This window comes from Pseudomonas sp. P20 (genome assembly GCF_016463925.1).
Lineage (GTDB): Bacteria > Pseudomonadota > Gammaproteobacteria > Pseudomonadales > Pseudomonadaceae > Pseudomonas > Pseudomonas aeruginosa.
The window spans coordinates 64163-85486 of the sequence record NZ_JAEMVM010000037.1 but is presented as its reverse complement, the minus strand read 5'-3'; the positions used below and the strand labels follow the sequence as shown (position 1 = coordinate 85486).

Here is a 21324-nt window from a genome sequence, read left to right as displayed (position 1 = left end):
GAAATGCACAGGATCCTGGCTATCGCGCTCTGCATGCTATGGAGCGTCGCCGGGCTGGCCGCGGATGCGGCGATGCCGGCGCAGAGCTGCGCAAGCCTTGGCGAGGCGACGGCCGGCCCCGAGGACAACTTCCGTCCGCCGCTGGAGGGCGAGGTGATCGACAAGGGGCGCGCCTATTTCCACAGCGCGCCGCGTGCCGACTGTGTCACCGGGGTCTTCGTGATTCCCGGCGACTTCATCACTGTCTACAAGCCGAGCGGCGAGTGGCTGAACGTCATGTACGTGGCTCGAGACGGCAAGGAAACCAGCGGCTGGCTGCTGGAGAAGCGCGTCCGCTTGCGCCAGGCCTATGGCGGCCCGGACGAGCCGGCGCAGCCATAAGCGGCAGGACCTTGGCGGAAACCGTGACTGCGCCGGTGAGAGCCGTTGCTACTGCCGTCGCCCGATGCGCCTGCTCCGCGCTTCGGGGGCGAGTCGGCAAGCCTCAGGCGCAGCGCAGGCGGTTGCGGCCGTCGCGCTTGGCTTCGTAGAGCGCCTCGTCGACCCGTCGCAGCAGGTCGTCGCTGCCTTCGCCGGGCCGCAGGTCGGCGCAACCGAGGCTGATCGACAGCTTCAGCGGTTCGCCGGCGTGCCGGTAGTCCAACTCCTCCACCGCCTGGCGCAGGCGTTCGCCGACCATGCAGGCAGCCTGCAGCGGCGTGCTGGACAGCAGGACGAGGAATTCCTCGCCGCCGAAACGGAACACCATGTCGACATTGCGCAGGTGGTCCTTGATGGTTTCCGCCACGGCCTTGAGGGCTTCGTCGCCGACGGTGTGACCGTAGTGGTCGTTGACCCGCTTGAAGTGGTCGATATCGAGCATCAGCACCGAGAGCGGTTGCAGGTTGCGCCGGGCCAGTTCCAGTTCGCGGCCGAGCGCCTGGTCCATGGCGATGCGGTTGCCGGTGCCGGTCAGGGCGTCGCGCAGGGCGGTCTGGATCGCGGCGCGATAGAGCAGGGCGTTGCGCAGCGGGAACAGCAGGGTGCCGAGCAGGCTCTCCAGTTGCCGTTGTTCGTCTTCGCCGAGGCGCTGGCGGCGACGGAAGATCAGTTCGCCGAGGTAGTCGCTGTCATGGCTCAGGCGATAGCTCACCGAATGCTTGGCGCTGCTGCCGAACTCCAGGCGCAGGTCGGAGCCCGGATGGCGGTAGCCAAGGGCGTCCAGCGGGATCAGTTGGCGGACTTCCTCGAAGAACAGGCCGAGAATCCGCTCCGCCTCCAGGCTGCTCTGCAACTGTAGGGTCAGTTGCTGGCGCAACTCCGTCAGGTTGCTGGCGCGCGGCCCGCTGGCGTTGCCGCCGGGCTGGGGGCCGCGCTTCTGCTTGGCGGCGTCGAAATCGATGGTATTGGACTGCTTGGGAGGAGCCATGCGCGGAACCTCTGGCGCGAAAGACGGCGACAGTAGGGCTAAGGCGAGTTTCGTGCCAGCCAACTGAAGAACGGAGAAATCAGAGGCACAGACAGGTTTTCCTAGGAATGGTTTCCACATTCTGTAGGAATTTCGGAGAGATTTCGACGGAATAATGGCGTTTTGCTGGCGAGTGGCCGAGGCGCTCGTCGGAAAGCTGGCGCTCCGCTAGCGGAGCGCCGCCATGGTTCAACTGAAGGCGTTGATGAACCAGGTGATCGCCGGGATGGCGACGAGATCGATCAGTACCGCGCCGCACAGGGGCACGATGATGAAGGCCTTGTGCGAGAACACCCGATAGTGCTCGCAGACCGCGCCCATGTTGGCCACCGCGTTGGGCGTGGCGCCCAGGCCGTGGCCGAGGAAGCCGGCGCAGAGCACCGCGGCGTCGTAGTTGCGGCCGAGCAGGCGGAACAGCACGAAGATCGTCAGCAGCAACAGCACCGCGACCTGGATGAACAGTACGCCGAGCAGCGGCAGGCCGAGGTTCTCCAGCTCCCAGAACTTCAGGCTCATCATCGCCATGGTCAGGAAGATGCCCAGGCAGACGTCGCCCAGGGTACCGACGGCGTGGTCCGGAATGCGCAGCCAGCCGAGCCGGTCGTCGAGGTTGCGCAGGACGATGGCGATGAACATCGCCCCGACATAACTGGGCAGCACCAGGCCCAGGCGTTCCTGGAGCGCGTCGCCGAGCCAGAAGCCGAGCACCATCACCAGCAGCACGCAGGTCAGCAGGCGCAGCAGGAGATTGCCGTCCAGCGTGGCCGCCGCATGCTGGCGTCGCTCCTGCTGCCCGAGGGCTTCCAGCCGATTGTCGCTTTCCGCCTGCACCGGCAGGCGGTTGCGTTCGATCAGCCAGCGCGCCACCGGGCTGCCGAGCAGCCCGCCAGCGACCATGCCGAAGGTGGCTGAGGCCAGCGCCACGGTGGTCGCGCCCTGGGCGCCGAGCCCTTCCGCAACCGGGCCGAAGGCCGCCGCCGCGCCGAAGCCGCCTTCCAGCGAGACCGCGCCGGCCATGATCCCGAGCAACGGGTCGAGGCCGAGCAGTCCGGCGCTGCCGACGCCGATCAGGTTCTGCAGTATCGCCAGCGCCCAGCAGGCCGACAGGTAGACCAGCAGGGTCTTGCCGCCCTTGCGCAGCAGGCCGAGGCTGCCACCGAGGCCGACGGTGGTGAAGAACGCCACCATCAGGGGTGTCTGCAGGCTGGTGTCGAGGCCGATGTCGAGCCAGCCGCGATCCCTGAGCAGCCAGACCAGGAAGGCGAAGCCGAAGCCGGCGATCACCGGCGACGGTACGCACAGACGTGTCAGCCAGCGGCTGCGCTTCTTCAATTGGCTGCCGAGGGCGAGCAGGAGCAGGGCGAGGGCGGTGGTGGACAGGGCGTCCAGGTGCAATGTCGGCATGGCGTGGCTCTATTGTTGTTGTGTGGGCGAAAGGGCGATCAGTTGACCAGGCTGTCGACCAGGCGCGCGGCGATCCGGGCGGTGCGCTGGTCGCTATCGAGTTGCGGGTTGAGTTCGGCGATGTCAGCCAGGCGCAGCTTGCCGCTGGCCTTGGCGCGGCGGACCAGGTGCTCCACCACCGGCATCTCCACGCCGTGCGCCGAGGGCGCGCTGACGCCGGGCGCCTGGGCGGCCGGGAGTACGTCGAGGCAAACGGTCAGGTAGAGGTGGTCGACGGATTGCAGGAAGCCGTCGAGGAAGGCTTCGCTGCGTTCCAGGTTCCATGGCTGCAACTGGCGGTCCAGCAGGTAGCGCACACCCAGGCGCTGGGCCTGGTCGAACAGCGCCGCGGTGTTGCTCAGGCGGCTGATGCCCAGGCAGCAGTAGGCGAACGGCCAGTCGCTGGCCTGGCAGAGTTCGGCGATCTGGCGGAACGGCGTGCCGGAGCTGGCCCGTTCGGCGTGGCGCAGGTCGAAATGCGCGTCGAAATTGAGGATACCGATGCGCGGCAGGCGCTCATGCCGACTCAAGTGGCGGGCGAGGCCGGCGAAGCTGGCGTAGGCGATTTCGTGGCCGCCGCCCAGTCCGACCACCCGGTGGCCGCGCGCGAGCAGGTCGGCGACGCGTTGCGCGTAGCATTCCTGGGCGGCTTCCAGATCGTCGCCGGCGACGATGTCGCCGGCATCGTAGATCGCTTGCTCGCCGTGCCAGGCCAGGTTGGCCAGCGCGCGACGCAAGGCTGGCGGTCCGTGGCGCGCGCCCTGGCGACCCTGGTTGCGGCGCACGCCTTCGTCGCTGGCGAACCCGAGCAGCACGCTGGCCGCTTCGGCGTCGTCTGCGTAGGGACGCATCCATTGGTGCCAGCGCCGCGCGTCGGCGCCTTCCTGGCTATCGATCCGGCCTTGCCAGAGGCTCATGTCGGGGGCGGGGTACATCGAAACTCCTGTCGGTCAGTCCAGCCGCGCGGAAAGTCGCGCGGCGGCGTCGAGGGTCCATTGCCGCAAGCGTTCGCTGCGCGACTGGGCGCGCAAGGCGGGGGCCATCAGGCTGAGGGCGCCGTGCAGGCGCTGGCGGCTGTCCAGCAGCGGTACGCTGATGCCCCAGACGCCTTCGTCGATCTCGCCCTGGCTGACGGCGTAGCCCTGTTCGCGGATCAGCCGGAGTTCCTGCTCCAGCTTGTCGATACGCTCGGCGGAGAGTTCCTGGGCGAGGTACAGCTCCTCGCGCCGTTCGTCCTCCAGGTGCGCCAGCAGGGCTTTGGCCGAGGCGCCATGCAACAGCGGCTGCGCCAGCCCTTTCTGGTAGCAGCAGCGCAGCGGCTGCGGACTGTCGAACAGTTCCAGGCAGATCGCCTGCTGGTTGCTGGCCACCATCAGCGCCACGCTCTCCTGGCTCAGGTCGGCCAGGCGCTTGAGTTCCGGTTTGGCGAGACCGATCAGCGAGGCCTCGCGATCGAATTTCTTCGCCAGTTGCAGGCAGGCCGGGCCGGGCAGGTAGCGGCCCTGGCCGGCCTGTTCTTCGGCCAGGCCCCAGCGCAACAGGGTCTTCAGGTGCCGGTAGGTGCTGCTCAGCGGCTGCTCCAGGGTCAGCGACAGCTCCTTGGCAGACAGGGCTTCGGGAGCCTGGCCGAGGGCAATGAGGATCTGCAGCAGGCGATCGGTGGGGGAATGCTTCGACATGGGAACTCCTTGACCCACAGGGTGAAGGCGATTTCCCGGAAAATGAAACCACTTTCCCACTCAGTGGGAAAAATATGCAAAAAGAATGGGAAGTTCCGGACGGGAAGAGGGAAGGGAAGGACAGGGCAGCCTCGCCGGGCGGCGAGGCTGCCGGGGAATCACTGGGCGTCGAAGGCCTGGCCGTTGACGCCGGCGCTGTCCGGCCCCATGAGGTACAGGTAGACCGGCATGATCTCCTCGCCGGTGGGGTTGTTCAGCGGGTTTTCCCCAGGGTAGGCGAGGGCGCGCATGCTGGTGCGGGTGGCGCCGGGGTTGACGCTGTTGGCGCGGATCGCGCTGGTACCGTCGAGTTCGTCGGCAAGGGTCTGCATCAGGCCCTCGGTGGCGAACTTCGATACCGAATAGGCGCCCCAGTAGGCGCGGCCCTTCCGGCCCACGCTGCTCGAGGTGAAGATGATCGAGGCGTCGCTGGAGAGCTTCATCAGCGGCAGCATGGCGGTGGTCAGCATGAACATGGCATTGACGTTCACCTGCATCACGCGCATGAAGTTCTCCCCGGAAATCTGCTGCATCGGCGAGCGCGGACCGAGGATCGAAGCGTTGTGCAGCAGGCCGTCGATGCGGCCGAACTCGTTCTCCAGGGTTGCCGCCAGTTCCTCGAACTGGTGCGGCTGGGCGGTCTCCAGGTTGAACGGGATCACGGCGGCCTGCGGATGGCCGGCGGCCTCGATGGCGTCGTAGACCTCGTTCAGGTACTCCTCGGTCTTGCCCAGCAGCAGCACGGTGGCGCCGTGGGCGGCGAAGGTCTTGGCGGCGGCGGCGCCGATGCCGCGGCCGGCGCCGGTGACCAGGATCACGCGGTCTTTCAGCAGGTCGGGGCGGGCGGAGTACTGGAACATGTCGAATCCTTTGAATGCATGACCCGCCTGGCGGCGGGTCGTTGTCTGTCGGCGGCGCTGCGGATCAGCAGTCGCAGAGCGCGCGGTCGAGAACGTCGATGAGTTCGCGCGGGTGGTCGACGATCACGTCGGCGCCCCAGTGCGCGGGGTTGTCTTCGGGGTGGATGTAGCCGTAGCGCACCGCCGCGGTCTTGGTTCCGGCGTCGCGGCCGGATTCGATGTCGCGCAGGTCGTCGCCGATGAACAGCACCCTCGACGGATCGATGCCGAGCTGGCTACAGGCCAGTAGCAGCGGCTCGGGATCGGGCTTGCTGCGGGTCACGTGGTCCGGGCAGACCAGCACCCTGGAACGCTCGGCGTAGCCCAGGCGCTGCATGATCGGTTCGGCGAAGCGCACCGGCTTGTTGGTCACCACGCCCCAGATCAACCCGGCTTTCTCGATCGCCGCAAGCAGTTCGGGGATGCCGTCGTAGGGCCGGCTGAGAACCGCGCAATGCTCCTGGTAGCGGTCGAGGAACTCCTGGCGCAGGGGTTCCAGTTCCGGGCTGTCCAGCGACAGGCCGAAGGCCGCGGCAACCATCGCGCGCGCGCCGCCGGAGACCACGTCGCGCACCCGTTGCTCGTCCACCGGCGGCAGGCCGTGGGCGGCACGCATGGCCTGGGTGATGGCGATGAAGTCCGGCGCCGTGTCGAGCAGGGTGCCATCCATGTCGAACAGTACCGCTTTGAGCCGCATGCGCTTCACGCCTCCCGCTGGGTCTGGACCATGTAGTTGACGTCGACGTCGTTGGCAAGCTTGTAGTGCTTGGTCAGCGGGTTGTAGGTCAGGCCGATGATGTCCTTGACCTCGAGACCGGCCTCGCGCGACCAGGCGCCGAGTTCCGACGGACGGATGAACTTGCGGAAATCGTGGGTCCCGCGCGGCAGCAACTGGAGGATGTATTCCGCGCCGATCACCGCGAACAGGTAGGCCTTGGGATTGCGGTTGATGGTCGAGAGGAATACCTGTCCGCCCGGCTTGACCAGGCGGTGGCAGGCGCGGATCACCGAGGCCGGGTCCGGCACGTGTTCGAGCATCTCCAGGCAGGTGACCACGTCGAATTGCCCGGGCATTTCCTCGGCCATCTGCTCGGCGGTGATCTGCCGGTAGTCGACGGCGACGCCGGATTCCAGCTGGTGCAGGCGCGCCACCGCGAGCGGCGCTTCGCCCATGTCGATGCCGGTGACGTTGGCGCCGCGCTGGGCCATGGCTTCGCTGAGGATGCCGCCGCCGCAACCGATGTCGAGCACCTTCTTGCCGGCCAGGCCGGCGCGCTCGTCGATCCAGTTGACGCGCAGCGGGTTGATGTCGTGGAGCGGCTTGAACTCGCTCTCGCGGTCCCACCAGCGATGGGCCAGTGCCTCGAATTTGGCGATCTCGGCGTGGTCGACGTTGCTCATAATCGTTCCCGTTGAAGAGTGAAGCCTTTGGGGGAAGGGCCGCGGCGGCGGAATCCAATCCTTCATGTTGCCAGCTTTGGCGGAGGGATGGGGCCGGCGGCGGTTCGCCTTCCTATGTCAGTTTGTCGCAGCGGGCCGGCCCGCCGCGGTTCAGGACCTGTCGCTGGCGGCGATCTTCGCCCCCCATTCGCGGGCCCTGGCGATCAGGCGCTGTTCGTCGTGACGGAGCAGGCGGCCGTCGTCGAGCAGTTGCCTGCCGCCGACCCAGACATGCCGCACGCAGTCGCGGCCGCTGGCATAGATAAGTTGCGAAACCGGGTCGTAGACCGGTTGCTGGGCCAGGCCGGACAGGTCGAAGGCCACCAGGTCGGCGGCCTTGCCGGCTTCCAGGGAGCCGATCAGGCGCTCCAGGCCAAGCGCGCGGGCGCCGTTCAGGGTGGCCATGCGCAGCGCGCGGTGGGCGTCGAGGGCGGTGGCCTGGCCGTACACGGCCTTGGCCAGCAGCGCCGCGGTGCGGGTCTCGCCGAGCAGGTCGAGATCGTTGTTGCTGGCCGCGCCGTCGGTGCCGATGGCCACGTTGACCCCGGCCTGCCAGAGCTTTTCCACCGGGCAGAAGCCGCTGGCCAGCTTGAGGTTGGATTCCGGGCAGTGGATCACCGAGCTGTTGGTTTCCACCAGCATCGCCAGGTCGTCGTCGTCCACCTGGGTCATGTGCACCGCCTGGAAGCGCGGGCCGAGCAGGCCGAGGCGGTGCAGGCGGGCCAACGGGCGCTCGCCGTTGCGCTCCATGGCCTGCTCCACCTCGAAGGCGGTCTCGTGGACGTGCATCTGGATGCTGGCGTCGAGTTCCTCGGTGAGCACCAGGATCTGCTCCAGCTTGTCGTCGCTCACCGTATAAGGTGCGTGCGGGCCGAAGGCGATGCGGATGCGCGGGTGGTGCTTGAGGTCGTCGAACAGCGCCATGCCCTGGCGGATCGCCTCGGCGCTGTCGCGGGCGCCGGGGATCGGGAAGTCCAGCACCGGGATCGCCACCTGGGCGCGTACCCCGCTGTCATGGACCACGCCGCAGATGGCCTGTGGATAGAAGTACATGTCGGAGAAACAGGTGATGCCGCCCTTTACCTGTTCGGCGATGGCCAGCTCCGTGCCGTCGCGGATGAAGTCCTCGCTGACCCATTGGCCTTCGGCCGGCCAGATGTGGTCCTGCAGCCAGGTCATCAGCGGCAGGTCGTCGGCGAGACCGCGGAACAGACTCATTGCCGAATGGCCGTGGGCGTTGACCAGGCCGGGGGCGAGCAGCATGCCGGGCAATTCGCGGATTTCCGTGGCGCCATGGCGCATGGCCTGCTCGCGCGGCGCGACCAGGGCGATCTGGCCGTCGCGGATGCCCAGCGCGTGATCGCGCAGCACCACCCCGGCGGGCTCCACGGGGACGATCCAGGTCGGCAGCAGGAGGAGGTCGAAGGGGTTACGGACGTTGGGCATGGCGGCGCATCCTGGGCGCAGAGCGGGAAGCCGGAAGTATACCCGAGCGTCCGCGGCTGGGGCTCGTTATAATCCGCAGCTTTTCCGTGATTCAGCGAGAGGTGTGTGCATGCGAGAGCGACTGCTGGCGGCCGAGCGGGTCAAGGCGATCGAGTGGCGGGACGGTACGCTGCGGTTGCTGGATCAGCGCCTGCTGCCCCAGGAGGAGGTCTGGCTCGAACATGAGTCGGCGGCCGAGGTGGCCAAGGCCATTCGCGATATGGTCGTGCGCGGCGCGCCGGCCATCGGCATCAGCGCCGCCTACGGCATCGTCCTTGGCGCCCGCGCGCGCCTGGCGCAGGGCGGCGACTGGCGCGCCGCGCTGGAGGAGGACTTCCGCCTGCTGGCCGACTCGCGACCCACGGCGGTCAACCTGTTCTGGGCGCTGAACCGCATGCGCGACCGTCTGGAGCGAATGAAAGAGGGCGACCAGCCGCTGGCGGTGCTGGAAGCCGAGGCGATCTCCATCCATGAAAGCGACCGCGAGGCCAACCTGACCATGGCCCAGTTGGGTATGGAGCTGATCCGCAAGCAGCAGGGCAGCCCGCAGAACATCCTCACCCACTGCAATACCGGCGCCCTGGCGACCGGCGGGTTCGGCACCGCGCTGGGCGTGATCCGCGCCGCGCACCTGGAAGGCCTGGTCAATCGCATCTACGCCGACGAAACCCGGCCCTGGCTCCAGGGCTCGCGACTGACCGCCTGGGAGCTGGCCAACGAAGGCATCCCGGTCAGCCTGAACGTGGATTCGGCCGCCGCGCACCTGATGAAGACCGAGAACATCACCTGGGTCATCGTCGGCGCCGACCGCATCACCGCCAATGGCGATGTCGCCAACAAGATCGGCACCTACCAGTTGGCAGTCAACGCCATGCACCACGGCGTGCGCTTCATGGTGGTGGCGCCGAGTTCGACCATCGATATGAACCTGGAGAGCGGCGAGGACATCCCGATCGAAGAGCGCGACGGTCGCGAGCTGCTGGAAATCGGCGGGCGACGGGTAGCGGCCGAGGTCGATGCCTACAATCCGGTATTCGACGTGACCCCGGCGGACCTTATCGATGCCATCGTGACCGAGCGTGGCGTCGTCGAGCGTCCCGACGCCGAGCGCATGGCCGCCCTGATGAGCCGCAAGCGCCTGCATTGAACGAGGCGACTGGAGGTCGTCCCCGCCAGGGCCTTTGCCTTGGGCTGGGGCGTGGGCTGTGGTAAGCTCCGACGGTTATTCGAGCGCCCCGCGGAGGGGCCTCGAGAGTGCGCGAATCCTTGACTCAAGTCGTTGATTTGTAGTGAGTTGGCGCTGCTCGGGCATGCGCCGACCTACTTCGTTTGCCTCAGGATCGAGGCGGCGAAGTTCCACCAGAAAAAGGAACCAGGCTTCTCATGGGCGAACTGGCCAAAGAAATTCTCCCGGTCAATATCGAAGACGAGCTGAAACAGTCCTATCTCGACTACGCGATGAGCGTGATCGTCGGGCGGGCCCTGCCGGATGCACGTGACGGCCTGAAGCCGGTGCACCGCCGTGTGCTTTATGCCATGAGCGAGCTGGGCAACGACTGGAACAAGCCCTACAAGAAATCCGCCCGTGTGGTCGGCGACGTGATCGGTAAGTACCACCCGCACGGCGACATCGCGGTCTACGACACCATCGTGCGCATGGCGCAGCCGTTCTCGCTGCGCTACATGCTGGTAGACGGCCAGGGCAACTTCGGTTCGGTGGACGGCGACAACGCCGCAGCCATGCGATACACCGAAGTGCGCATGGCCAAGCTGGCCCATGAACTGCTGGCTGACCTGGAAAAGGAAACCGTCGACTGGGTGCCCAACTACGATGGCACCGAGCAGATCCCGGCGGTCATGCCGACCAAGATTCCCAACCTGCTGGTCAACGGTTCCAGCGGTATCGCCGTGGGTATGGCGACCAACATCCCGCCGCACAACCTCGGCGAAGTGATCGACGGCTGCCTGGCGCTGATGGACAACCCCGACCTGACCGTCGATGAGCTGATGCAGTACATCCCCGGTCCGGACTTCCCCACCGCCGGCATCATCAACGGCCGCGCCGGGATCATCGAGGCCTACCGCACCGGTCGCGGGCGCATCTACATCCGTGCCCGCGCCGTCGTCGAGGAGATGGAGAAGGGCGGCGGTCGCGAGCAGATCATCATCACCGAGCTGCCGTACCAGTTGAACAAGGCGCGGTTGATCGAGAAGATCGCCGAGCTGGTGAAAGAGAAGAAGATCGAGGGTATTTCCGAGCTGCGCGACGAGTCCGACAAGGACGGCATGCGCGTGGTCATCGAGCTGCGTCGCGGCGAGGTGGGCGAGGTGGTCCTCAACAACCTCTATGCCCAGACCCAGCTGCAGAGCGTGTTCGGCATCAACGTGGTGGCCCTGGTCGACGGCCAGCCGCGCACGCTGAACCTGAAGGACATGCTCGAGGTGTTCGTCCGCCACCGCCGCGAAGTGGTGACCCGGCGTACCGTCTACGAGCTGCGCAAGGCCCGCGAGCGCGGGCACATCCTGGAAGGCCAGGCGGTCGCCCTGTCGAACATCGACCCGGTGATCGAGCTGATCAAGAGTTCGCCGACCCCGGCCGAGGCCAAGGAACGCCTGATCGCCACTGCCTGGGAGTCCAGCGCGGTGGAAGCGATGGTCGAGCGTGCCGGCGCCGACGCCTGTCGCCCGGAAGACCTGGATCCGCAGTACGGCCTGCGCGACGGCAAGTACTACCTGTCGCCGGAACAGGCCCAGGCGATCCTCGAGCTGCGCCTGCATCGCCTGACCGGCCTGGAGCACGAGAAGCTGCTCTCCGAATACCAGGAAATCCTCAACCTGATCGGCGAGCTGATCCGCATCCTGACCAATCCGGCGCGCCTGATGGAGGTGATCCGTGAGGAGCTGGAAGCGGTCAAGGCCGAATTCGGCGATGCTCGCCGCACCGAGATCGTGGCTTCCCAGGTCGACCTGACCATCGCCGACCTGATCACCGAGGAAGACCGCGTGGTGACCATCTCCCACGGCGGCTACGCCAAGTCCCAGCCGCTGGCCGCCTACCAGGCGCAGCGTCGCGGCGGCAAAGGCAAGTCCGCCACCGGGATGAAGGACGAGGACTACATCGAACACCTGCTGGTGGCCAACAGCCATGCGACCCTCCTGCTGTTCTCCAGCAAGGGCAAGGTGTACTGGCTGCGTACCTTCGAGATTCCGGAAGCCTCGCGTACCGCGCGTGGCCGGCCGCTGGTGAACCTGCTGCCGCTGGACGAGGGCGAGCGGATCACCGCGATGTTGCAGATCGACCTGGAGGCGCTGCAGCAGAACGGCGGCGCCGATGACGACCTCGACGAAGCCGAAGGCGCGGTGCTCGAGGGCGAGGTGGTCGAGGCCGCCGAGGTCGAGGAAGTCGAGGGCGAGACCGCCGAGCTGGTGGCCGAGCCGACCGGCGCCTACATCTTCATGGCCACCGCCTTCGGTACCGTGAAGAAGACCCCGCTGGTGCAGTTCAGCCGTCCGCGCAGCAGCGGCCTGATCGCGCTCAAACTGGAAGAGGGCGACACCCTGATCGCCGCCGCGATCACCGATGGCGCCAAGGAAGTCATGCTGTTCTCCAGCGCCGGCAAGGTGATCCGCTTCGCCGAGAGCGTGGTGCGCATCATGGGCCGCAACGCCCGCGGCGTACGTGGCATGCGCCTGGGCAAGGGGCAGCAGCTGATCTCCATGCTGATTCCGGAGTCCGGGGCGCAGATCCTCACCGCCTCCGAGCGCGGCTTCGGCAAGCGTACCCCGCTGAGCAAGTTCCCGCGTCGCGGCCGTGGCGGCCAGGGGGTGATCGCCATGGTCACCAACGAGCGCAACGGCGCGCTGATCGCCGCGGTACAGGTCCAGGAAGGAGAGGAGATCATGCTGATTTCCGACCAGGGCACCCTGGTGCGGACGCGTGTCGACGAAGTCTCCCTGTCCGGCCGCAATACCCAGGGCGTAACCCTGATCAAGCTCGCCAGCGACGAGGTACTGGTCGGTCTGGAGCGTGTCCAGGAGCCGTCGGGCGGAGATGACGAGGACCTGCCCGAGGGCGAGGAAGCTGCCGAATCTCTGGGCGAGTCGGCCGAGTCCGAGTCCGAGCCCGCGGCGGAAGCGGAAGGCAACGAAGAGTAAGGCTCGGGGCGGGCGCCTGCGCCCGCCCGGCCGATGACCTCGGCGGATAACTCACGGCTATCCGCCCTACCTATAGCGAGAGTGGATGTGAGCAAGCGAGCCTTCAATTTCTGCGCCGGTCCCGCGGCGCTTCCCGACGCAGTTCTGCAACGTGCCCAGGCCGAGCTTCTCGACTGGCGGGGCAAGGGCCTTTCGGTCATGGAAATGAGCCACCGTAGTGATGACTACGTGGCCATCGCCAGCAAGGCCGAGCAGGACCTGCGCGACCTGCTCGACATTCCCTCGGACTACAAGGTGCTGTTCCTGCAGGGCGGCGCCAGCCAGCAGTTCGCCGAGATTCCGCTGAACCTGCTGCCCGAAGATGGCGTCGCCGACTATATCGATACCGGTATCTGGTCGAAGAAGGCCATCGAGGAGGCTCGTCGCTATGGCACCGTGAATGTCGCGGCCAGCGCCAAGGAGTACGACTACTTCGCCATTCCGGGTCAGAACGAGTGGACGCTGACCAAGGACGCGGCCTATGTGCACTACGCCTCCAACGAGACCATCGGCGGCCTCGAGTTCGACTGGATTCCCGAGACCGGCGACGTGCCGCTGGTCACCGACATGTCCTCCGACATCCTCTCGCGCCCGCTCGACGTGTCCCGCTTCGGCCTGATCTATGCCGGGGCGCAGAAGAACATCGGCCCGTCCGGCCTGGTGGTGGTGATCGTTCGCGAAGACCTGCTCGGCCGCGCCCGCAGCGTCTGTCCGACCATGCTCAACTACAAGATCGCCGCGGACAACGGTTCCATGTACAACACCCCGGCGACTTACTCCTGGTACCTGTCCGGCCTGGTCTTCGAATGGCTGAAGGAGCAGGGCGGGGTGACCGCGATGGAGCAGCGCAACCGCGCCAAGAAGGACCTGCTGTACAAGACCATCGATGCCAGCGACTTCTACACCAACCCGATCCAGCCGAGCGCCCGCTCTTGGATGAACGTGCCGTTCCGCCTGGCCGACGAGCGTCTCGACAAGCCGTTCCTGGAAGGCGCCGAGGCGCGCGGGCTGCTCAACCTGAAAGGCCACCGCTCGGTCGGCGGCATGCGCGCTTCCATCTACAACGCCCTTGGCCTGGACGCGGTCGAGGCGCTGGTCGCATACATGGCGGAGTTCGAGAAGGAGCACGGCTGATGGCGGACCAGGACCAGCTCAAGGCCTTGCGCCTGCGCATCGACAGCCTCGACGAGAAGTTGCTCGAGCTGATCAGCGAGCGTGCCCGTTGCGCCCAGGATGTGGCGCGAGTCAAGACCCAGACCCTGGGCGAGGGCGAGGCGCCGGTGTTCTACCGTCCCGAGCGCGAAGCCTGGGTGCTCAAGCACATCATGCAATTGAACAAGGGGCCGCTGGACAACGAAGAGGTCGCGCGGCTGTTCCGCGAGATCATGTCGTCCTGCCTGGCGCTTGAGCAGCCGCTGAAAGTGGCCTATCTCGGACCCGAGGGCACCTTTACCCAGGCCGCGGCACTCAAGCATTTCGGCAATGCGGTGATCAGCACGCCGATGGCGGCGATCGACGAGGTGTTCCGCGAGGTCGCTGCCGGCGCGGTGAACTTCGGCGTGGTGCCTGTGGAAAACTCCACCGAGGGGGCGGTCAACCATACCCTCGACAGCTTCCTTGAGCACGACATGGTGATCTGCGGCGAAGTCGAGTTGCGTATCCACCATCACCTGCTGGTCGGCGAAACCACCAAGACCGACAACATCACCCGGATCTATTCCCATGCCCAATCCCTCGCGCAATGTCGCAAGTGGCTGGACTCGCACTACCCGAGCGTCGAGCGGGTGGCGGTGTCGAGCAACGCCGACGCGGCCAAGCGGGTGAAGAGCGAGTGGAATTCGGCGGCGATCGCCGGCGACATGGCGGCCAGCCTGTACGACCTGAGCAAGCTGCACGAGAAGATCGAGGACCGCCCGGACAACTCCACGCGCTTCCTGATCATCGGCAACCAGGAGGTGCCGCCGACCGGCGACGACAAGACCTCGATCATCGTTTCCATGCGCAACAAGCCGGGGGCCCTGCACGAGCTGCTGGTACCGTTCCACAACAATGGTATCGACCTGACCCGCATCGAAACCCGCCCGTCGCGCAGCGGCAAATGGACCTACGTGTTCTTCATCGATTTCGTCGGCCACCATAAAGAACCGCTGATCAAGGACGTCCTGGAGAAGATCGGCCAGGAAGCCGTCGCCCTGAAGGTCCTGGGCTCCTATCCGAAAGCGGTGCTCTGAGCGCGCTGTCATTCCGAAGAGACGGGTCATCGATGAATGCCCCGTCCCGCGTCGAGGCTGAACTATCCATGTCCGATTTCCTTGCCCTGGCCCAGCCGGGGGTGCAAAAGCTGTCGCCCTACGTCCCTGGCAAGCCGGTGGACGAACTGGCCCGCGAGCTGGGCATCGACCCTGCGGCGATCGTCAAGCTCGCCAGCAACGAGAACCCGCTGGGTGCGAGCCCAAAGGCGCTGGAGGCTATCCGCGCCGAACTGGCGGAACTGACCCGTTATCCTGACGGCAACGGTTTCGAACTCAAGCGCAAGCTGGCCGAGCGTTGCGCGGTGGATGCGGCGCAGGTGACCCTGGGCAACGGCTCCAACGACATTCTCGACCTGGTCGCCCGTGCCTACCTCGCGCCTGGTCTGAACGCCGTGTTCAGCGAACATGCCTTCGCCGTCTACCCGATCGCCACCCAGGCCGTGGGCGCCGAGGGGCGGGCGGTCAAGGCGCGCGCCTGGGGGCATGACCTGGAAGCGATGCTCGCCGCCATCGATGGGCAAACTCGCGTGGTGTTCGTCGCCAACCCGAACAACCCGACCGGGACCTGGTTCGGTGCGGACGCCCTGGAGCGGTTCCTCGCCCAGGTGCCGGCGGAGGTGCTGGTGGTGCTGGACGAGGCCTATATCGAATACGCCGAGGGAGATGAGCTGCCCGATGGCCTGGACTACCTGGCGCGGCACCCCAACCTGCTGGTCTCGCGGACCTTCTCCAAGGCCTATGGCCTGGCTTCGCTGCGGGTCGGCTACGCGCTTTCGAGCAAGGCGGTGGCCGATGTGCTCAACCGCGTGCGCCAGCCGTTCAATGTCAATAGCCTGGCACTGGCGGCTGCCTGCGCGGCGCTGGACGACCATGACTACCTGGCGCAGAGTCGCCGCCTAAACGATTCCGGCATGGCGCAGCTGGAGGATGGCTTCCACGCGTTGGGCCTGTCCTGGATTCCCTCGAAGGGCAACTTCATCGCCGTGGATCTGGCTCGCGATGCCGGTCCGGTCTACCAGGCGCTGCTGCGCGAAGGTGTGATCGTGCGTCCGGTGGCTGGCTACGGGATGCCGACCTTCCTGCGCGTCTCCATCGGGCTACCGGAAGAGAACGATCGTTTCCTCCAGGCGCTGGGCAAGGTGCTGGCGCATGACTGAGGTCACGCCGCTGCAACAGTCGACCCCTAAGCTGGGCCGCCTGGTGGTGGTGGGGCTGGGCCTGATCGGCGGCTCCTTCGCCAAGGGGTTGCGGAGCAAAGGGTTGTTCCGGGAAGTGGTCGGCGTGGATCGGGATGCCGAGTCTTGCCGCCTGGCGGTGGAGCTCGGCGTGGTCGACCGTTGCGAGGAGGATCTTGGCCGCGCCTGCGTCGGCGCCGACGTGATCCAGTTGGCGGTGCCGATCCTGGCGATGGAGCGGGTGCTGGCTGACCTGGCGAAGCTCGACCTGGGCAAGGCTGTATTGACCGACGTTGGCAGCGCCAAGGGCAATATCGTGCGTGCCGCGCGTGTCGCGTTCGGCGGGATGCCGCGGTACCTGGTACCGGGGCATCCGATCGCGGGTTCCGAGCAGAGCGGAGTGACCGCGGCGAAGGCGACCCTGTTCCGCCGGCACAAGGTGATTCTCACGCCCTCCGCGGAGACCGATGCCGACGCGCTGGCGCTGGTCGACAGCCTGTGGCGCGCGCTGGGCGCGGACGTCGAGCACATGGAGGTCGAGCATCACGACGAGGTTCTGGCGGCCACCAGCCACCTGCCTCACCTGCTGGCCTTCACCCTGGTCGACTCCCTGGCCAAGCGCAGCGAGAACCTGGAGATCTTCCGCTATGCCGCCGGCGGTTTCCGTGATTTCACGCGGATCGCCGGCAGCGACCCGGTGATGTGGCACGACATCTTTCTCGCCAATCGCGAGGCGGTGCTGCGTACACTGGATGTTTTTCGTGACGACCTCGACGCGCTGCGCGAGGCCGTCGACACTGGGGACGGGCACCAGTTGTTGGGCGTTTTCACGCGCGCCCGGGTAGCCCGTGAGCATTTCAGCAAAATCCTGGCCCGTCGGGCCTATGTGGACGCCATGCACAACAACGACCTGATTTATCTGGCCCAGCCGGGCGGCAGCCTGTCCGGAACCATCCGGGTACCGGGCGACAAGTCGATTTCCCATCGCTCGATCATGCTCGGCTCCCTGGCCGAAGGTACCACCGAAGTGGAGGGCTTCCTCGAGGGCGAGGACGCACTGGCAACCATCCAGGCGTTCCGCGACATGGGAGTGGTGATCGAGGGGCCGCAGAACGGCCGCGTCACCGTCCATGGCGTTGGCCTGCACGGCCTCAAGGCGCCGCCTGGGCCGATCTACCTGGGTAACTCCGGTACTTCCATGCGTCTGCTCAGCGGTCTGCTGGCGGCCCAGCCGTTCGACAGCACCCTGACCGGCGACGCTTCCCTTTCCAAGCGGCCGATGAATCGCGTAGCCAAGCCGCTGCGCGAGATGGGCGCGGTAATCGAGACGGGGCCGGAAGGCCGTCCGCCGATGACCATTCGCGGCGGCCAGCGCCTCACCGGTATGCATTACGACATGCCGATGGCCAGCGCCCAGGTGAAGTCCTGCCTGTTGCTCGCCGGGCTCTACGCCGCGGGTGAGACCTCGGTCACCGAGCCGGCGCCGACCCGCGACCACACCGAGCGCATGCTGTGCGGCTTCGGCTATCCGGTGGAGGTCGAGGGCAGCACCGCCAAGGTCGAATCCGGGCATAAGTTGAGCGCCACCCATATCGAGGTCCCGGCCGACATTTCCTCGGCGGCCTTCTTCCTGGTTGCCGCCAGTATCGCCGAAGGTTCGGAACTGGTCCTGCAGCACGTCGGCATCAACCCGACGCGCGTCGGCGTCATCGAGATCCTGCGCCTGATGGGTGGTGACCTGAGCCTGGAAAACCAGCGCGAGGTCGGCGGCGAGCCGGTCGCCGACATCCGCGTGCGCTCCGCGCGGCTCAAGGGCATCGACATTCCCGAGGACCTGGTGCCACTGGCTATCGACGAGTTCCCGGTACTCTTCGTGGCTGCCGCCTGCGCCGAGGGGCGCACGGTCCTGCGTGGCGCCGAAGAGCTGCGGGTCAAGGAGTCGGACCGTATCCAGGTCATGGCTGACGGCCTGAAGGCCCTGGGCGTGAAGGCCGAGCCGACCCCGGATGGCATCGTCATCGAGGGTGGTGCGTTCGGTGGCGGCGAAGTCTGGGCGCACGGCGACCACCGTATCGCCATGTCCTTCAGCGTCGCTTCGCTGCGCGCCAGCGGGCCGATCCGCATCCACGACTGCGCCAACGTCGCCACCTCCTTCCCCAACTTCCTCGCCCTGTGTGCCCAGACCGGTATCCGGGTCGCCGTGGAGAACAATTGATGAACGGCGCTGTACCGATGCTCGCCATCGATGGCCCCAGTGGCGCCGGCAAGGGCACGGTCGCCGGGCTGCTCGCCCGGCGCCTGGGCTGGAACCTGCTGGATTCCGGGGCGCTTTATCGGCTGTTGGCGTTCGCCGCGGTCAACCATGGTGTCGACCTGACCAATGAAGAGGCGCTGAAGGTCCTGGCTGCGCACCTCGATGTGCAGTTCGTCGCTGCCGATGGCAGCCATGGGCAGCGCATCATTCTCGAAGGCGAGGAAGTGACCGATGTGATCCGTACCGAGCAGGTCGGTGCCGGCGCCTCACAGGTCGCCGCCTTACCGGCCGTGCGCGATGCGTTGCTGCAGCGCCAGCGGGCGTTCCTCGAAGCGCCGGGGTTGGTGGCCGACGGCCGCGACATGGGCACCGTGGTATTTCCCGATGCGCCTCTGAAGATATTCCTCACCGCCTCGGCGGAGGAGCGTGCGCGTCGACGCTACCTACAGTTGAAGGCGAAGGGCGCGGATGTCGACCAGTCTGCCTTGCTGGAAGAAATCCGCGAGCGCGACGAGCGCGACAGCCAGCGCGCGGTCGCGCCGCTGAAACCGGCCGATGACGCGATCCTGCTGGACTCCACCGAAATGAGCATCGAGGCGGTGGTCGAGACGATCATCCGGCACTGCGAGCGGCAGGGCTGGGACGTCTGAGGTTTTGGCGCGGGAATTGACGATACAGGGCCTGGTTGCTAATATTCCAGACCTTATGTTGTGGCGTTTTGCAGGTGCGGCGAGGGTTGCCTCCCGACTTGCCTGGCGCCATCGCAGAACAACCCAACTGGGCATTCCCATTCGGGAGTGCAATCAGAAGCTAGCAGGAAACCAGCAAATTGTCCTGCGGCTTCATTTAATGACTTGACCGCATTGGCTGGTGATGCGGAATCGGGCCCTTCCGGGCCTTTGACTACAGGTATGAACATGAGCGAAAGCTTCGCAGAACTCTTTGAAGAAAGTCTGAAATCCCTCGACATGCAGCCGGGTGCCATCATCACCGGCATCGTGGTCGACATCGATGGTGACTGGGTCACCGTCCATGCCGGTCTGAAATCCGAGGGCGTCATCCCGGTCGAGCAGTTCTACAACGAACAGGGCGAACTGACCATCAAGGTGGGTGACGAAGTCCACGTCGCACTGGACGCGGTAGAAGACGGCTTTGGCGAGACCAAGCTGTCCCGCGAGAAAGCCAAGCGCGCCGAGAGCTGGATTGTTCTGGAAGCGGCTTTCGCTGCCGACGAAGTGGTCAAGGGCGTCATCAACGGCAAGGTCAAGGGCGGTTTCACCGTCGACGTCAACGGCATCCGCGCGTTCCTGCCGGGTTCGCTGGTCGACGTGCGTCCGGTTCGCGACACCACCCACCTGGAAGGCAAAGAGCTCGAGTTCAAGGTCATCAAGCTCGACCAGAAGCGCAACAACGTTGTCGTTTCCCGCCGCAGCGTCCTGGAAGCCGAGAACAGCGCCGAGCGTGAAGCTCTGCTGGAATCGCTGCAGGAAGGCCAGCAGGTCAAGGGTATCGTCAAGAACCTCACCGACTACGGCGCGTTCGTGGACCTGGGCGGCGTAGACGGCCTGCTGCACATCACCGACATGGCCTGGAAGCGCATCAAGCATCCGTCCGAGATCGTCAACGTTGGCGACGAGATCGACGTCAAGGTCCTGAAGTTCGACCGCGAGCGCAACCGTGTATCCCTGGGCCTGAAGCAACTGGGCGAAGACCCGTGGGTTGCCATCAAGGCGCGTTACCCGGAAGGCACCCGCGTCATGGCCCGCGTCACCAACCTCACCGACTACGGCTGCTTCGCCGAGCTGGAAGAGGGCGTGGAAGGCCTGGTACACGTCTCCGAAATGGACTGGACCAACAAGAACATCCATCCGTCGAAAGTCGTCCAGGTTGGCGACGAAGTGGAAGTTCAGGTTCTGGACATCGACGAAGAGCGTCGTCGTATCTCCCTGGGTATCAAGCAGTGCAAATCCAACCCGTGGGAAGACTTCTCCAGCCAGTTCAACAAGGGTGACCGTATCTCCGGTACCATCAAGTCGATCACCGACTTCGGTATCTTCATCGGTCTGGACGGCGGCATCGACGGCCTGGTCCACCTGTCCGACATCTCCTGGAACGAAGTCGGCGAAGAAGCCGTACGTCGCTTCAAGAAGGGCGACGAGCTGGAAACCGTCATCCTGTCGGTCGACCCGGAGCGCGAGCGCATCTCCCTGGGTATCAAGCAGCTGGAAGACGATCCGTTCTCCAACTACGCGTCCCTGCACGAGAAAGGCAGCATCGTCCGCGGTACCGTGAAGGAAGTCGACGCCAAGGGCGCTGTCATCAGCCTGGGCGACGACATCGAAGGTATCCTGAAGGCTTCCGAAATCAGCCGTGACCGCGTCGAAGACGCGCGCAACGTCCTGAAGGAAGGCGAGGAAGTCGAAGCCAAGATCATCAGCATCGACCGCAAGAGCCGCGTCATCAGCCTCTCCGTCAAGTCCAAGGACGTCGACGACGAGAAGGACGCAATGAAAGAACTGCGTAAGCAGGAAGTAGAAAGCGCTGGTCCGACCACCATCGGTGATCTGATCCGTGCTCAGATGGAGAATCAGGGCTAAGTCTCTGATCCATCATGAAAAAGGGCGGCCTAGGCCGCCCTTTTTCGTTTTCCCCTTCTTGGACCTGTTCAAAGACTGATCAGCATGCTAAAAGAGACCTGAGCTGATCTAGCCGCTTGAAAAAGAAGGGAAAACCATGACCAAGTCGGAGTTGATCGAACGGATCGTTACCCATCAGGGGCAACTGTCCGCGAAGGATGTCGAGTTGGCAATCAAGACCATGCTGGAGCAAATGTCCCAGGCCCTGGCGACCGGGGACCGGATCGAGATCCGTGGTTTCGGCAGCTTTTCCTTGCACTACCGCGCCCCGCGCGTCGGTCGCAACCCCAAGACCGGGGAGTCGGTACGCCTCGACGGCAAGTTCGTGCCGCACTTCAAGCCGGGCAAGGAGTTGCGGGATCGGGTTAACGAGGTTTGAAT

Annotated in this window: 18 protein-coding genes; 10 read left to right on the top strand and 8 right to left on the bottom strand. The window is 65.8% G+C overall.

What is annotated here, in order from left to right; translation table 11 throughout:
* Nucleotides 1–3: 3 nt before the first annotated feature.
* Entirely contained in the window at nt 4–381 is a 378-nt protein-coding gene (locus JHD77_RS30105) for a hypothetical protein (protein ID WP_003116415.1), read from the top strand.
* Between the two features lie 103 nt (nt 382–484).
* Here JHD77_RS30105 and JHD77_RS30100 read toward each other — a convergent pair whose 3' ends face one another.
* From JHD77_RS30100 to JHD77_RS30065, 8 genes are all read right to left on the bottom strand, one after another.
* Complete coding sequence (locus JHD77_RS30100; RefSeq protein WP_003091460.1) at nt 485–1408, bottom strand: GGDEF domain-containing protein; 924 nt, start codon at nt 1406–1408, stop codon at nt 485–487.
* Between the two features lie 228 nt (nt 1409–1636).
* Nucleotides 1637–2851 carry a sodium/glutamate symporter gene (gltS, locus tag JHD77_RS30095; protein WP_003091456.1) on the bottom strand — a complete coding sequence of 405 codons (1215 nt, stop codon included), beginning with the start codon at nt 2849–2851 and terminating at the stop codon, nt 1637–1639.
* Between the two features lie 38 nt (nt 2852–2889).
* Entirely contained in the window at nt 2890–3825 is a 936-nt protein-coding gene (hutG, locus tag JHD77_RS30090; RefSeq protein ID WP_003122244.1) for a formimidoylglutamase, read from the bottom strand.
* Nucleotides 3826–3840: 15 nt separating this feature from the next.
* Nucleotides 3841–4569, bottom strand: a complete 729-nt coding sequence (locus tag JHD77_RS30085) for an IclR family transcriptional regulator (RefSeq protein WP_003091454.1) — start codon at nt 4567–4569, stop codon at nt 3841–3843.
* Nucleotides 4570–4727: 158 nt separating this feature from the next.
* Entirely contained in the window at nt 4728–5468 is a 741-nt protein-coding gene (locus JHD77_RS30080) for a YciK family oxidoreductase (RefSeq protein WP_003091453.1), read from the bottom strand.
* Between the two features lie 64 nt (nt 5469–5532).
* Nucleotides 5533–6213, bottom strand: coding sequence for an N-acetylmuramic acid 6-phosphate phosphatase MupP (gene mupP / locus JHD77_RS30075; RefSeq protein WP_003119716.1), 681 nt, complete (start codon nt 6211–6213; stop codon nt 5533–5535).
* Nucleotides 6210–6908, bottom strand: coding sequence for a bifunctional 2-polyprenyl-6-hydroxyphenol methylase/3-demethylubiquinol 3-O-methyltransferase UbiG (gene ubiG, locus JHD77_RS30070; RefSeq protein WP_003091451.1), 699 nt, complete (start codon nt 6906–6908; stop codon nt 6210–6212). Before ubiG ends, mupP begins: the two co-directional genes overlap by 4 nt.
* A gap of 150 nt (nt 6909–7058) precedes the next feature.
* Entirely contained in the window at nt 7059–8393 is a 1335-nt protein-coding gene (locus JHD77_RS30065) for a TRZ/ATZ family hydrolase (protein WP_003091450.1), read from the bottom strand.
* A gap of 109 nt (nt 8394–8502) precedes the next feature.
* Here JHD77_RS30065 and mtnA point away from each other — a divergent pair, with 109 nt between their 5' ends.
* The 9 genes from mtnA to ihfB all read left to right on the top strand — a co-directional run bounded on the left by mtnA (nt 8503) and on the right by ihfB (nt 21322).
* The gene (mtnA, locus tag JHD77_RS30060; protein WP_003091449.1) at nt 8503–9579 is read left to right on the top strand and encodes an S-methyl-5-thioribose-1-phosphate isomerase; all 1077 of its coding nucleotides are present in this window, start codon (nt 8503–8505) and stop codon (nt 9577–9579) included.
* A gap of 236 nt (nt 9580–9815) precedes the next feature.
* Nucleotides 9816–12587 (top strand): DNA gyrase subunit A, encoded by a 2772-nt coding sequence (gyrA, locus tag JHD77_RS30055; RefSeq protein ID WP_012613862.1) that lies wholly within the window; start codon nt 9816–9818, stop codon nt 12585–12587.
* 87 nt (nt 12588–12674) lie between these two features.
* Nucleotides 12675–13760 carry a 3-phosphoserine/phosphohydroxythreonine transaminase gene (gene serC / locus JHD77_RS30050; RefSeq protein ID WP_003111764.1) on the top strand — a complete coding sequence of 362 codons (1086 nt, stop codon included), beginning with the start codon at nt 12675–12677 and terminating at the stop codon, nt 13758–13760.
* Complete coding sequence (gene pheA, locus JHD77_RS30045; protein WP_003091446.1) at nt 13760–14857, top strand: prephenate dehydratase; 1098 nt, start codon at nt 13760–13762, stop codon at nt 14855–14857. Before serC ends, pheA begins: the two co-directional genes overlap by 1 nt.
* A gap of 68 nt (nt 14858–14925) precedes the next feature.
* Nucleotides 14926–16035 (top strand): histidinol-phosphate transaminase, encoded by a 1110-nt coding sequence (hisC, locus tag JHD77_RS30040; protein ID WP_003115433.1) that lies wholly within the window; start codon nt 14926–14928, stop codon nt 16033–16035.
* Nucleotides 16028–18268, top strand: coding sequence for a bifunctional prephenate dehydrogenase/3-phosphoshikimate 1-carboxyvinyltransferase (locus tag JHD77_RS30035; protein ID WP_003452751.1), 2241 nt, complete (start codon nt 16028–16030; stop codon nt 18266–18268). Before hisC ends, JHD77_RS30035 begins: the two co-directional genes overlap by 8 nt.
* Nucleotides 18268–18957, top strand: coding sequence for a (d)CMP kinase (gene cmk / locus JHD77_RS30030; protein ID WP_003091443.1), 690 nt, complete (start codon nt 18268–18270; stop codon nt 18955–18957). Before JHD77_RS30035 ends, cmk begins: the two co-directional genes overlap by 1 nt.
* A 267-nt stretch (nt 18958–19224) precedes the next feature.
* A complete protein-coding gene (gene rpsA, locus JHD77_RS30025; protein WP_003091442.1) occupies nt 19225–20904 on the top strand; it encodes a 30S ribosomal protein S1 in 1680 nt (559 codons plus the stop codon).
* Between the two features lie 136 nt (nt 20905–21040).
* Complete coding sequence (gene ihfB / locus JHD77_RS30020) at nt 21041–21322, top strand: integration host factor subunit beta (RefSeq protein ID WP_003158826.1); 282 nt, start codon at nt 21041–21043, stop codon at nt 21320–21322.
* Nucleotides 21323–21324 lie beyond the last annotated feature (2 nt).

What these genes read in the sequence shown, in the direction of transcription:
- JHD77_RS30105 (WP_003116415.1), top strand. Translation starts at nt 4, where the DNA reads ATGCACAGGATCCTGGCTATCGCGCTCTGCATGCTATGGAGCGTCGCC.
- JHD77_RS30100 (WP_003091460.1), bottom strand. Translation starts at nt 1,408, where the DNA reads ATGGCTCCTCCCAAGCAGTCCAATACCATCGATTTCGACGCCGCCAAG.
- gltS (WP_003091456.1), bottom strand. Translation starts at nt 2,851, where the DNA reads ATGCCGACATTGCACCTGGACGCCCTGTCCACCACCGCCCTCGCCCTG.
- hutG (WP_003122244.1), bottom strand. Translation starts at nt 3,825, where the DNA reads ATGTACCCCGCCCCCGACATGAGCCTCTGGCAAGGCCGGATCGATAGC.
- JHD77_RS30085 (WP_003091454.1), bottom strand. Translation starts at nt 4,569, where the DNA reads ATGTCGAAGCATTCCCCCACCGATCGCCTGCTGCAGATCCTCATTGCC.
- JHD77_RS30080 (WP_003091453.1), bottom strand. Translation starts at nt 5,468, where the DNA reads ATGTTCCAGTACTCCGCCCGCCCCGACCTGCTGAAAGACCGCGTGATC.
- ubiG (WP_003091451.1), bottom strand. Translation starts at nt 6,908, where the DNA reads ATGAGCAACGTCGACCACGCCGAGATCGCCAAATTCGAGGCACTGGCC.
- JHD77_RS30065 (WP_003091450.1), bottom strand. Translation starts at nt 8,393, where the DNA reads ATGCCCAACGTCCGTAACCCCTTCGACCTCCTCCTGCTGCCGACCTGG.
- mtnA (WP_003091449.1), top strand. Translation starts at nt 8,503, where the DNA reads ATGCGAGAGCGACTGCTGGCGGCCGAGCGGGTCAAGGCGATCGAGTGG.
- gyrA (WP_012613862.1), top strand. Translation starts at nt 9,816, where the DNA reads ATGGGCGAACTGGCCAAAGAAATTCTCCCGGTCAATATCGAAGACGAG.
- pheA (WP_003091446.1), top strand. Translation starts at nt 13,760, where the DNA reads ATGGCGGACCAGGACCAGCTCAAGGCCTTGCGCCTGCGCATCGACAGC.
- hisC (WP_003115433.1), top strand. Translation starts at nt 14,926, where the DNA reads ATGTCCGATTTCCTTGCCCTGGCCCAGCCGGGGGTGCAAAAGCTGTCG.
- JHD77_RS30035 (WP_003452751.1), top strand. Translation starts at nt 16,028, where the DNA reads ATGACTGAGGTCACGCCGCTGCAACAGTCGACCCCTAAGCTGGGCCGC.
- cmk (WP_003091443.1), top strand. Translation starts at nt 18,268, where the DNA reads ATGAACGGCGCTGTACCGATGCTCGCCATCGATGGCCCCAGTGGCGCC.
- rpsA (WP_003091442.1), top strand. Translation starts at nt 19,225, where the DNA reads ATGAGCGAAAGCTTCGCAGAACTCTTTGAAGAAAGTCTGAAATCCCTC.
- ihfB (WP_003158826.1), top strand. Translation starts at nt 21,041, where the DNA reads ATGACCAAGTCGGAGTTGATCGAACGGATCGTTACCCATCAGGGGCAA.